Genomic DNA, 13,195 nt, shown 5'->3' with positions numbered 1-13,195 from the left:
ATCTCTACTTTATGCTTCTTCTGTTTCTGATTTTACTTCCGGGGCACCAGTAATTTTTTCTTGTAACCACTGGAAGACAATGTATAGAACAGGGATTATAAACACCCCTAGTATAGTACCCACTAACATACCGCCTGCAGCTCCGGTACCAATCGAATTGTTACCTTCAGCACCTACACCCTTAGCTAATACCAATGGCATTAATCCAAGAATGAATGCAAATGATGTCATCAAAATAGGTCTTAAACGAGACTTAGCACCTGCAATAGCAGCGTCGGTAATTGACATGCCTTGTTCTCGACGTTGTTTGGCAAATTCCACAATCAGAATAGCATTCTTAGCCAATAGACCAATCAGCATGATAAGGGCGATCTGGAAATAGATGTTATTCTCTAAGCCTGTAAATTTTGTTGAGAGGTAAGCACCTGCAACTCCAACCGGTAATGAAAACAATACCGAAAATGGTAATATGTAACTTTCATACTGAGCCGCCAATAAGAAGTACACAAACACAATACTTAAGATAAATACAATACCCGATGAACCTGCCGAAGCTATTTCTTCTCTTGTAATTCCAGAGTAGGCTACCTCGTAATTATTAGGCAAATGTTCTTTTGCCACTTCGTTTACAGCCTTAATAGCATCCCCTGAACTAAAACCAGGGGTAGCAGATCCATTTACTGTTACTGCATTAAATAAATTGAATCTACTAACAGTTTGCGGACCGTATACACGCTCTAAGGTTACAAATTCCGATACCGGTGCCATTTCACCTTGATTGTTTTTAACAAACATACTGTTCAGACTATTAACATCTTTTCGATCTTCGGGGTCTGCCTGTACGTATACTCTGAATTGTTTACCAAACCTACTGAAGTCTGCAGCATAATATCCTCCAATATACCCCTGAAGTGTGGCTAAAATGTTACTTACGCTCACACCCGCTTCTTTTGCCTTAGCAATATTTACATCCAATTCAAGTTGAGGGAAATTGGTGCTAAATGAATTCGAAGCAAAAGCTATTTCCGGCCGTTGGTTTAAAGCACCAACAAATTCATTGGCAACATTATCAAGGTCTTTTAATTCTCCGGAAGAACGGTCGAGCAATCTCATCTCAAATCCATCCGACGAACCAAAACCTGGAATACTTGGTGGGGTAAAGAAAATAATATTGGCTTCGGCCATTGTGGCCGTTCTGGCATATAATTGTCCAAGAATGCCATTAACAGAAGTAGCCTCAGTTTCTCTATTATCCCAATCGTCTAAAATAATGAAGCCCATTGCATAAGAACTACCCGCTCCTGAGAAGAAGTTTTGACCATTAATAAGAGAAGCCGTTTTAATTCCTTCTATCGAACTCATAGTTTTGTATAAGTCTTCAGTTACACTATACGTTCTATCTAAAGAAGACCCCTGCGGTAACTCGACGTTCACAAAAATCACCCCTCTGTCTTCAGTAGGTACGAATCCTGTTGGAGTAGTATTGTTTGCCCATATAATGGCAGCAACTGCAACCGCAAGAATTCCTCCGGTAATCCATTTATGCTTTACCAGAAAGCCTAAAGATTTTACATATTTAGCGGTAGTTGCATTAAAAGCAACGTTGAATGCTGCATAAAACCTTTGTAATAAACCTTTCTTATTATGTTTATCAGTATGCGGCTTCAGGAAAATCGCACATAGCGCCGGACTTAATGTTAGTGCGTTTACTGCTGAAATAAGTATAGCAACAATAAGGGTAACACCGAACTGCTCATAAAATACCCCTGATGGTCCTTGAATAAAGGTGATAGGTACGAATACAGCAGCCATTACCAGGGTGATCGATATAATCGCCCCGCTAATTTCACTCATTGCCGAAATTGAAGCTTTCCTGGCCGAATCATACCCTTCCTCAAGTTTTGCGTGCACAGCTTCAACAACTACGATAGCATCATCCACCACAATACCAATAGCCAGAATAAGCGCGAATAAGGTTAAGAGGTTTATAGAGTAACCAAATACCCCTAAGAAAAAGAACGTACCAATAATTGCAACAGGTACCGCAATTGCCGGAATTAGAGTGGATTTAAAATCTTGTAAAAAGATAAATACCACAAAGAATACCAGGATAAAGGCTTCTATAAGTGTATGCTTAACTTTGTTCATAGACGCCGTCAAAAACTTGTTGGTGTCGTAGTTGACCAAGTATTTTACCCCTTCTGGAAAATCTTTTTCAAGCTGGTCCAGTTTGTCGTATACCTCTTTAATAATTTCCTGGGCGTTGGATCCGGCAGTTTGAAAGATTCCAAAGTTTACCCCCGGATATCCTTTCGATCTGGAAATGGAATTATATGAAAAGGCATCCAGCTCTACTTTTGCTACATCTTTTAAACGTAAAAATTGTCCATTACCTAATGATTTTATAATGATGTTGTTATATTCTTCAGCGGTTTTATAACGTCCCTTATACTTGATAACATATTCAAAAGATTGTTTTGAATTTTGACCAAGGGAACCAGCCGCTGCCTCTAAACTTTCTTCACCAATGGCCTGAACTACTTCAGTAGTAGTAACGCCATATGAAGATAGTTTGGCAGGGTCTATCCAAATACGCATAGAGTAGTCTTTGCCGCCAAATACGGTCACATCTCCAACTCCATCAATACGTTGAATCTCCGGTCTTACATTTATGTTAAGGTAATTTTGAACATAGGTGTCGTTGTAATCCGGGTTTTCAGAATACATGGCCACGTACATCAAAGCAGAAGTTTGCTGCTTTTGGGTAATCACCCCAGCTCTGATAACCTCGGCGGGTAGTAATGCGTTAGCACGTGCAACACGGTTTTGAACATTCACCGCGGCAATATCAGGATCAACACCCTGTTCGAAATATACCGTTATGTTGGCACTACCATTATTACTTGCTGAAGAAACCATATAGGTCATCCCTTCAACACCGTTTATTTGTTCTTCAATAGGAATGATAACACTCTCTATGATAGTCTCTGCGTTAGCTCCCGGATAAGATGCATTCACCTGTACCGTTGGTGGAGCTATATCTGGATATTGCGTTACCGGCAGGGTATAAAACCCAAGAACACCGAGCATTACAATGATAATAGATATTACCGTAGAAAGAACAGGTCTTTCTATAAATTTCTTGAGCATAGCTGTTTATTTATTTAAATACTTTGTTGAATGAATTAACAATGCTGTCAATGCTTGTTGGCTGTGGAACTATTTTAGTCCCGGGACGAACCTTGCTAACGCCTTTGGCTAAAATTTGATCCCCTTCTTGTAATCCCTCAGTGATTACCAGCAATCCATTGGTTTCTGCAGCACTTGTGATTGCCTTGGTCACCAAAGAATCATTTTCTACTACATAAACAAATCGCTTTCCTTGTTGCTCGAAGGTCGATAGTTCAGGAACAACCAGGGCGTCGTCCATATGTCTTGGTAATAATATTTTACCACTACTACCGTTTCTTAATAAACCTTCTGGGTTTTTAAAAGTAGCCCTGAATGACACTGTTCCTGTATTAGGATTTACCTCCCCTGTGATGGTCTCAATCTTTCCGGGATGACCATAGATAGATCCGTCAGCTAATTCTAATTGTACCTCAGGGATGTTTTTGGCTTTTTCATCCAGGGTATTTCCTTTCATGTTTCTCATAAATGAAATAAGCTCTTTTTCATTTAAAGAAAAATAAGCATACACTTCATTAATGTCTGAAACAGTCGTTAGTGGCTGTGCATCTTGCGGACTCACAAGGTTACCTTTTCTGAATGGAATACTTCCAACAACACCGTTAACGGGACTTTTTATATTAGCATAGTCTATGTTTGCTACAATACTACGATAGGTGCTTTTAGCCTGCTCAAGATTTGCTTTTGCAGTTTCCAATTGTACCGGACTGATAATGTCTTTTTCAACCAAAGGTTTAAGTTTGTCTACTTCTACCTGGGCAACATTAACACGGGCTTTTGCCGCTTCAGCATCCTGAGATAAAGATTGTGTCTCGAGTCTGAACATACGTTGTCCCTTCTTCACCACTTCACCTTCATCTACTAAAACTTCCTGGATATATCCGGATACCTTTGCTCTAACTTTACTGTTCACAATTCCTTCTATACTTGCCGGGTAGCTTGTATGATCTTTTACCGACCTTTTTTCAACCTTAACAGTAGGATAAGGCATTGCACCTGGAGCCGCTTGTTGTTTAGCTTCAGAATTACCACAACTTATAAGGATTGCAGCAGAGGCAAGGATCAGGGAAACATTCAATAATTGCTTTCTCATGATTGTTCTTCGTTTATTAATGTAGAGGTTTTTTCTTTTAATTTTTTAAGGTTTTTAATAACGTCTTCTATGAATAAGGAGTAATTTTTAGCAAACTGAATTCCAGGCAATGTTTCGCTGAAAGTGTTCTGCTGCTTGTGAAGTTTTATCTTAAAGTCGCTTACTTTGAGGTGAAGTTTACGCTCTTTTTCCCACATTTCAATTTTCTTTTCCAAACGTGTAACTATATGTTTTGGATCTACCTTGAAGTAACGCTTTCGGTCACCTGGCTTGGTACAATATGAAACTATACCTGAGGTTTGTAGTAACTGAAGGTTTGTTGAGGTAGAACTTTTACTGGCCTCTAAAGTTTCAACAATGGTATCGAAGGTGATGCCGTTGATTTCTGAGAGTACGAGTAAAGAAAAGATCCTTGCAGATAAAGGAGACATATCTTCTGAGGTTTCGAAGTATACACCTAACTCTTCAATAAGTTCTTTTTTTTCTTCTGATAAATTATCCATATACATGTATTCGTAATTTATTTGTGCAAATATACGTTTAGTTCGGTAATTAGCGAACTAAAAGAAGTTAATGGATTGTTAAATATTTTAAGCAGACCTTAATGTGTTGTTTTTGTTGTAGTTGCGGTTTGATTGGAGTGTTTAAGGGAGATTTATTTTTGGTTGATAAACACGTAGTTTGCATTCAGTAATCCAAGACTTCTTAAGCGAATAACATGAATCATATGGTCAACTGAATTGTGAACCAATTAAGATTGGATGTAAAGAAAAGGAGTGTATTAAAACCAGATTCAATACTTAAAGGAAAAAATAAAACTGGAGTAAATTATGTATTATAGATATTGACCTTCCATAAATCTTAATTACATAGAACCCCTCTTGACTTTAACAGCGGAATCTCCTGAGTTGCTTTTTCGTTAATAGTGTTTTTACGAAATAGAAATCTTCTTTCATATAATACACCGTCGAGTCCAAAGAAGGTGACAAAAAATTCATTATTTAATTTAAGAAGATCCTCTTGGATTAATTCAATCTTTACCGAAGATTTGCTTTGAACTGTACCCAGACCATGTCGCATCACAGAAGTTTTGACCTTATTATCAAAACCTTTGGTGGTAACAAATACCATTTCTATTGCGGTGTCTTTGTTGTTTATCAGATAGGCATTCCAGTCATGACATTGGAATTCTTCATTCCATTCACGGACTATAGCAACAATCACTTCTTTTGCTACCGGTATTTCAAAATCTTTCTTCACTAAATATAAATTTATAAAGCCGATTTGAACTGTTCTAAAAATCGAATGTCATTCTCACTCAGCATTCGAATATCAGGAATCTGATGGAGTAACAGCGCAATACGATCTATTCCCATACCAAAAGCAAATCCTGAATATTCTTTTGAATCGATACCACAATTATCCAAAACATTAGGATCTACCATTCCGCATCCCATAATCTCTAACCATCCGGTTCCCTTGGTTATTCGGTAGTCTATTTCATTATTTAATCCCCAATACACATCAACTTCTGCACTTGGTTCCGTAAAAGGGAAATAAGATGGTCTTAACCTGATCTTAGACTTACCAAACATTTCAGTTGTGAAATATTGCAATGTTTGTTTTAAATCAGCAAAAGATACTCCCTTGTCAATATAAAGACCTTCAACCTGATGGAAAAAACAATGAGAACGAGCCGATATAGCTTCATTTCTGTATACCCTTCCAGGAGAGATTGTTCTGATGGGAGGTTTGTTTTCTTCCATATAACGAACCTGAACGGAAGAAGTATGTGTACGTAAGAGTATGTCTGGATCAGTTTGAATAAAGAAGGTGTCCTGCATATCCCTTGCCGGGTGGTATTCCGGAAGATTTAATGCAGTAAAATTATGCCAGTCATCCTCGATTTCCGGCCCCTCAGAAACATTAAATCCAATTCTTGAAAAGATATCGATAATCTGATTTTTAACAATTGAAATAGGATGTCTGCTACCTAACTGAATAGGTTCAGCCGGACGTGTTAGATCTCCATATAATCCTTTGTCTTCTTCTTTACTTTCAAGGAGTTCTTTGATGGAGTTAACCTTATCTTCAGCTGCTTTTTTTAACTGGTTTACAGCTTGTCCAAATTCTTTCTTTTGCTCATTAGGAACATTCTTGAATTCAGCAAAAAAGTCGTTTAAAATTCCTTTCTTACCAAGGTATTTAATACGAAATGATTCTACAGTCTCTGCAGTTTCTGCTGTAAATTTTTCAACTTCTGCAATGTGTTCCTTTATCTTGTCGATCATTTTTCCGGATACTTTTAAAGTGGGCAAAGTTAATTATTTTTTGATCAAATAATAGTTATTAACAATGCTTTGATGTTTTTAAAAAAAATCTCTGTCTCTGAAGTAATTAACTATAGCCTCTTTCATCAATACGCTCTGTTCTCCAGCCTTTAATGAAGGTAAAGTTTCTTTGATTTTGTAATGAGGCCAGCCATCATTATCAAAAAACTCAAATTCGTAATATCCATAGGGCTCCAAAAGGCGACAAATGGCAATATGCATTAGATTAACCTTATCGTCTTTTTTGAATCGTTTTTTAAGCTGCCCCAATTCTTGTACTCCGATTAAATATAGTATGGCGTCAATGTCGAGGATATCTCCATCAGCAAATTGGTTCGATAAACTCGATACAATTTCCTCCCACTGCTCTTTTAAATTTTCATCTCTTTTCATAAGTTATCACTACTTAATGGGTCAAAGGTACAAAGACCTGACTTTTATTGCTATCATTTTAAGAAAGTCTTATTGCTTACAGGGTGTTTTTTCACGTAAAGGTCAAATCTTTATTAATTGTATATTTACGATGAAAAATTTTTCTTAATGAATTTTATAGACATTGTATTAGGGGGGCTTATTCTTTTTGGGTTTGTTAGGGGGCTTATAAAAGGACTTTTTATTGAAGCGGCTTCTCTGGTGGCACTTATTCTAGGAATTTATGGAGCTATTCACTTTTCCTATTTCGCAGGTGATTTTTTAAATGAAAAGCTCGAATGGGATAAAAATCACATTAATTTGATTGCTTTTGCAGTAACATTTGTAGCCATTGTTTTTCTTGTATATATGCTCGGAAAGCTATTAACCAAGATGGCTAGTATGGTAGCACTTGGCTTATTAAATAGAATTCTGGGTGGTATTTTTGGAGGGCTTAAACTTATGATCATCTTAGCCGCAATCCTAATTTTTATTGATAGAAGTAATACCGTTTTAGGATTTGTAGATGAAAATACCATTGACACTTCGGTCTTGTATAACCCTGTTAAAAGCACCGGGGAAAAAATATTTGGCTTTGTGCTCGAGTCCAGAAACTTGGAGTAGAGATTTAATAGAATAAAAAAACCGCTGGATCCAGCGGTTTTTTTAATATCATCTTTAGTCTAAATGATATATTTCCATGATGTCTTTTAATATATTGTCGAAATTTATGTTCAAGTCTATTAGTTTACCCGTATGAACATCAAAAACCCATCCATGTACTTTTAGTCCTCGATCTCTGTTTGCTTTTTGTACTGCCGCTGTTTTTATTAGATTAACGCATTGTTCTTGAACATTTAGTTCAACCAGACGATCGTATCTTTTGTCCTCATCTTCGATTGCGTTCAGTTCATTACTATGAATTCTGTATACATCCCGAATATTTCTTAGCCATGGATTTAGAATTCCTAGGTCGGCAGATTGCATAGCCGCCTTAACACCACCGCATGCATAATGTCCGCATACAATAACGTGTTTTACTTTTAGATGATCTACAGCGTAGTTCAAAACAGACATCACATTCAGATCAACGCTGATAACCATATTCGCGATGTTACGATGTACAAAAACCTCCCCGGGTTTCGCTCCCATCATATCTTCTGCAGTAACACGACTGTCTGAGCACCCGATATAAAGCAATTCTGGACTTTGTCCTTTTCCTAATTCTTCAAAATAATTAGAATCTAAGCTTAATTTATCCTTAACCCAAGCTTCGTTATTTTTAAATACGTTTTCTAATTTCATAATAATTACATTTTAATATTTATCTTTTACATTATTTTTTATCCATTGAGTACACTCTTTAAATGATTTGAATATGTGTTCTTCCGGAATTAAATCTGGAATTATATCAATTCGCTCCATCATATATCGAGGCTGTCTCAGTAAATCTACAAATAGTACATTTATACCATTCTTTTTAATTAATTCCTGTAAGACATCTTCCATTGCATACAAACCGGATTGATCCATGTACTGCATTCGTCCCAGTCTTATGACAACAGTTGAAGCGGTGTCAGGAATTTGTTTGGCTAAACTTTGGAAATCACTGGTGGAACCAAAGAATAGCGGGCCTTTTAAGTGTTTAATAAAAACTTCCTCTTTTAATTTTTCAGGAAAATCTTTTTCATCTTTCCAGGCTTTTTCCGCAGACAGGGCTTTTACATCTGAACGCTCGGCCGTAAGATCACCAATTTTCTTCATAAACATTAAAGAGGCAATTACTAAGCCAATACCTACAGCGTAAACTAAATTCCAAAATGTGGAAAGTAGAAGTACAACTAACATAATTAAAACTTCAGAACTCAATTTTATTGGACCTAGTTTGATGTCTTTAGGAAGACTTGGAATTGCCTTCAGACCTTTATAGTCCATTACTCCAATACCAACAGTGATAAGTATTCCTGCAAGTACTGCTGCTGGAATTTGCGATGCGATAGGACCCAGCGCCAATAGTATTATTAAAAGCATCACACCAGCTATCATACCTGATAATTTTGTTTTACCGCCAGATTGAATGTTTACCACAGTTCTAATAGTGGCTCCTGCACCCGGGATACCTCCGAATATTGCACCAATACTATTTCCGATTCCCTGACCTACTAATTCTTTATTAGGTTTGTGTTTGGTCTTGGTCATGTTATCGGCAACAACACTGGTAAGCAAAGAGTCAATGGCCCCTAATAATGCCAATGTCAAGGCCGTAAAGATATATGGGGTGACGCTGCTTAATTTAAAAGAAGAGAAAATTTCCAGGTTTGGAACTGGGAATCCACTAGGGATTTCTTCAATTGGTTCGTAATCTAATCCAAATCCTACCGCTATTCCAGACATTACAATTAACGCTACTAACGTACTCGGAACAGCTGTAGTTATTCTTTTAAATCCGTATATGATAAAAATTGTTCCCAATGCCAGTATTACTTCTAACCATTTTATGTTGCTAAGTGCTCTGCCTAATACTTTAAAAGTTCCTAATACACCAGAGGCTTCTTTAGCCGCGAGGGTTTTAGATTCTTTTAGAATATCAGCTTCCGTCACCTTTTCTGCTCTATTGATAGTTTCTTTAAAATCTTCCAATACCAGAATTCCTTCACCAGCTTCTTCCTTTAAAATGTTTTCTAGTATGACTTCTTCAGCTTGTGGTTTAAAGGTGTCAACATATTCTTGATCTTCTTTTGGGTAATAGCCTACCGCTGGAAGAATTTGGGTTATTAAGATTATAACTCCAATTGCGGTCATGAATCCTGATACAACCGGATATGGAATGTACCTTATATATTTTCCCAATCCTAAAGCTCCTAATCCAATTTGCATTAAACCAGCTAATAAGAATACGGTAAGAATGGCGGGCAAGGCCTTATTTACATCACCGTCATTTGCGGCGATTATTCCAGCTATGACAACCATACTCACTGCTGTCATCGGAGCAGTCGGTCCAGAAATTTGAGTGTTGGTACCGCCAAACATGGCAGCAAAGAAACTAATAAAAATAGCACCATATAAACCAGCGCTTGGTCCTAAGCCTGAACTAACACCAAACGCTAAAGCTAATGGTAGTGCTACAATACCGGCAGTTATACCACCAAAGGCATCTCCTTTGATGTTAGAGAATAATTTTTTCATATAAATACTTAATTTAAGTTATAAATGAATAGGGGGTATGAATGCATAAGCATTCATTGTTAATAAAGTTAATAAAAATAGGGATTATGCTTCCTGTTCAGGAGGCGGGCAATGCTGATTCAGAACAATCGATGGATAGTAGTTGTCGACATACACGAAATCGGCATTGTTTTTTTTGCTATCAGTGATGTAGTAATTACTGAATCTATAATGTGAAAATACATAGTCTTTTTCCGCTGAGGAGGTAGAGCTTTTATTTTCTTCTTCTGCTAAACTAAAAAAAATAGAAGTGTCTGCATCAGATTTAATAATACTCATGACAGTGGGAGCCGCAATAAAAGCGGTAAAAATTAATAGAAATAAAACAGCATAGTTTCTTCCCCTCATGAGGTAAAATTTCCTCAAATATAATAGAAATGAATGGGAGTATTGTTAAATAAGCTTTAAAAATCTTTAATCAGGCGCAGGTCATTTTTGGGGATCCATCCTGTTTTTCCATCAGCTATTCTTATTTTATTCCAATCACCTAAGCCCTCAATTACATTCACCTTTGTTCCCTCATGTAGGGTGAAAATATCATTACTTCTATTGTTTGGCTCAGATTTAATAATCGTTTCTTCAGCAAATATTATAGCCGGGTTGCTTTTCTTCGCATTTAAGCGTTGATGATAGGCTGCTGAAATAGAGGTAACTGCTAATATCAAAGAAATTATGCTGACGATGAAATATAATTTTTTCTTACCCTTATATGATGAAAAATAATATATCAAGAAAGAAATGGTAAATGATGCCATTAAAATAATGGCAAAAATGCTCCAGCTTTTAGAAGTAAATACCCCTATTGTCCTTTCAATTAAATTAGAAATTGCCGACTTGGGAATAGTTTCAATGGAGTCGATCGTCATGTTTTTAGCAAACTGTAGATTGTTTTGGATATTCTCGTCTTTTGGAGACAACAACAATGCTTTTTCGTAATAATAGATACTCGGAGCAACCTCATTTAACTTGTAATATGCGTTCCCTATATTAAAATATACAGATGATGAATGAAATCCGTTATCTATAATTTCCATATAGGTGTTAATAGATTCCTGAAATTTACCTTGATTGTACAATTGTACAGCCGTGTCAAATAATTTTTCATTTCCACTTTGAGAAAAGGAAAATAGAGATAAACATAAAATTAGAATGCTAAGGGTCTTTTTCATACTATACTTTTACCTGTTTATCGATTAGAGATATAGTGTTCGCTGCTTTATCATAGTCTTGTTGCATCGTAACAACACTTGTTGGTGTGTATCTTGCAAGTTCACAGCTGTTTAATATTGAAATAAAGGATGTTATAACAGTTTCATCTACCTTGTTAGTCCTTAACAGGTCTGTGATTTTTTCTTTAGAAAAGTCGGATGTTTCTATTTTTAACTGGGCTTTCAGGTAATTGTGCAATGCTCGTTCCATAGCCTCGTAAAACGATTCCTTGTCACCTAAATTCTTTTTGGCTTCAGAAAGATACTTTTTAGCTAACTTATTCGCTTTTCTTCTTTTGGTTCCTTCAATATCAGCTTCCAGTGCCTTCTTCTTTTTTCCTATAATTATAAAAAGAGGAATAAGTAACAGAGGGCCAAAAAAGAGGATATAGAATGCCTTGGAACCAAAAAACGTTTGATTTTCAATCGGTTGTAAATTTGGTGTGAGTTTTAGAAATTTAAAACTTGAATCAACGCTGTTTACAACTTGTTTTTCAGGCTGATTATTTTCTGTTATGACATCATCATCGCTGGTGGGTCCTTCATAAACATTAATGATATGCTCAGGAGATGTTAGTGTTTTATACCTTTCAAGTTTTGGGTCAAAATATGAAAAAGAAATAGTTGGTATTTGGAACTTGCCCTTGTATTGAGGGACAATGGTATAGTCATCAGTAATTTTACCTTGCATACCACTTATGTTAGTTGAAACATTGGATTTAAACTCCGGTTCATATACTTCAACTGAACTTGGAAGTTTTAGCTTAGGTAAGTCAAATAATTTGAGATTACCCTTCCCAGAAACTTCAATCATAGCCTCAAGTGATTCTCCTGCTTTTAAGTCTGTTTTAGAAGGAACTACATTAAAGTCAAAACTACCTACGGCTCCAGTGAAACCTTCCGGTTTGCCATTGTCTGGTAGTGGCTTAACTCTAATGGTACGAGAACCGGCTGCAATGGTCTTGTGGGCTTGCTTATAAACCCTGCCTCCGAATATATCTTGTTTGTTGGTAGGAACATCCACTGTAACATCCAATGTTAGGGGCTCAATTTCTAAGGCACCTGTTTTTTGAGGATATACTACCACCTTTTTCAGAATTACATAACGATAGGCTTTTCCTTTATAAGTACCATTTTCTACCTTCCATCGCTTTATTTCCATGTTCTGAGACCAGAAATTATTATATGTTGGATTGTCTATTGGCCTAAAATCAGATACGCTGATTTTTGGACTAACATATAATTTATACAGAATGCTTACAGCCTCATTAAGATATGGGTTGGGATTGGATATTTCAGCAACTAAATGTAGGTTTTCATCTGCTATGTCATCTGCTCCTTTTGGTGCATTAGGATTATCTACTGCCGCAGTTACTTGTATTGTTATCGGTACTGTTTTGTATGTTTGGCTGTCAATTTCTATGACAGCTTGTTTTATGGTAAATGTTCCCTTTTTTTTCGGAGCAAGTATATAAGAATATGTTTTAGAAAAACTTCGTTTGCCGTTTATCCATGATTGACTAACACTTTGGCTAGGCCCCATTAGAACTCTAAAGTTTTCAAAGTTGGGAGGAACAAAGTTGTCTCCGTCTTTATTCATTTCGAAGTCTATTCGTAACCTTTCATTAAGACCTAATTGTTCTTTACTCACCTTGGCCTCAAAAGTTACTTCATCTTGAGCATACCCTAGGGTAGTTATGATTAAGAATATGTATATAATATGCCTTTTCATTAAGTCT

General features: G+C 36.5%; 12 protein-coding genes. 1 reads left to right on the top strand and 11 read right to left on the bottom strand.

The window, feature by feature from the left end; translation table 11 throughout:
• Positions 1-9: 9 nt before the first annotated feature.
• The 6 genes from P278_RS12865 to P278_RS12840 form a co-directional block, all read right to left on the bottom strand.
• Positions 10-3,150: an efflux RND transporter permease subunit gene (locus P278_RS12865; RefSeq protein ID WP_038267509.1), complete on the bottom strand. Its 3,141-nt coding sequence runs from the start codon at positions 3,148-3,150 to the stop codon at positions 10-12.
• A gap of 10 nt (positions 3,151-3,160) precedes the next feature.
• The gene (locus P278_RS12860; RefSeq protein ID WP_175496555.1) at positions 3,161-4,282 is read right to left on the bottom strand and encodes an efflux RND transporter periplasmic adaptor subunit; all 1,122 of its coding nucleotides are present in this window, start codon (positions 4,280-4,282) and stop codon (positions 3,161-3,163) included.
• Entirely contained in the window at positions 4,279-4,785 is a 507-nt protein-coding gene (locus P278_RS12855) for a GbsR/MarR family transcriptional regulator (RefSeq protein WP_082436172.1), read from the bottom strand. Before P278_RS12855 ends, P278_RS12860 begins: the two co-directional genes overlap by 4 nt.
• 358 nt (positions 4,786-5,143) lie before the next feature.
• Complete coding sequence (locus P278_RS12850; protein ID WP_038267505.1) at positions 5,144-5,542, bottom strand: hypothetical protein; 399 nt, start codon at positions 5,540-5,542, stop codon at positions 5,144-5,146.
• 11 nt (positions 5,543-5,553) lie between these two features.
• Entirely contained in the window at positions 5,554-6,573 is a 1,020-nt protein-coding gene (gene pheS, locus P278_RS12845) for a phenylalanine--tRNA ligase subunit alpha (protein WP_038267502.1), read from the bottom strand.
• 78 nt (positions 6,574-6,651) lie between these two features.
• Complete coding sequence (locus P278_RS12840) at positions 6,652-7,005, bottom strand: hypothetical protein (RefSeq protein ID WP_038267500.1); 354 nt, start codon at positions 7,003-7,005, stop codon at positions 6,652-6,654.
• A 147-nt stretch (positions 7,006-7,152) separates the two neighbouring features.
• Here P278_RS12840 and P278_RS12835 point away from each other — a divergent pair, with 147 nt between their 5' ends.
• Entirely contained in the window at positions 7,153-7,647 is a 495-nt protein-coding gene (locus tag P278_RS12835; protein ID WP_038267497.1) for a CvpA family protein, read from the top strand.
• A gap of 54 nt (positions 7,648-7,701) precedes the next feature.
• Here P278_RS12835 and P278_RS12830 read toward each other — a convergent pair whose 3' ends face one another.
• The 5 genes from P278_RS12830 to P278_RS12810 form a co-directional block, all read right to left on the bottom strand.
• Positions 7,702-8,328, bottom strand: coding sequence for a carbonic anhydrase (locus P278_RS12830; protein WP_038267495.1), 627 nt, complete (start codon positions 8,326-8,328; stop codon positions 7,702-7,704).
• Positions 8,329-8,340: 12 nt separating this feature from the next.
• The gene (locus P278_RS12825; protein ID WP_038267492.1) at positions 8,341-10,209 is read right to left on the bottom strand and encodes a SulP family inorganic anion transporter; all 1,869 of its coding nucleotides are present in this window, start codon (positions 10,207-10,209) and stop codon (positions 8,341-8,343) included.
• 84 nt (positions 10,210-10,293) lie between these two features.
• Entirely contained in the window at positions 10,294-10,596 is a 303-nt protein-coding gene (locus P278_RS12820) for a hypothetical protein (protein ID WP_038267488.1), read from the bottom strand.
• A 56-nt stretch (positions 10,597-10,652) separates the two neighbouring features.
• Complete coding sequence (locus P278_RS12815; protein WP_038267486.1) at positions 10,653-11,417, bottom strand: tetratricopeptide repeat protein; 765 nt, start codon at positions 11,415-11,417, stop codon at positions 10,653-10,655.
• 1 nt (position 11,418) lies between these two features.
• Positions 11,419-13,188 (bottom strand): BatD family protein, encoded by a 1,770-nt coding sequence (locus P278_RS12810; RefSeq protein WP_038267483.1) that lies wholly within the window; start codon positions 13,186-13,188, stop codon positions 11,419-11,421.
• Positions 13,189-13,195 lie beyond the last annotated feature (7 nt).

This window comes from Zhouia amylolytica AD3 (assembly GCF_000511935.2).
Classification (GTDB): Bacteria; Bacteroidota; Bacteroidia; order Flavobacteriales; family Flavobacteriaceae; genus Zhouia; species Zhouia amylolytica.
This window is presented reverse-complemented; position numbering and strand designations above follow the sequence as displayed.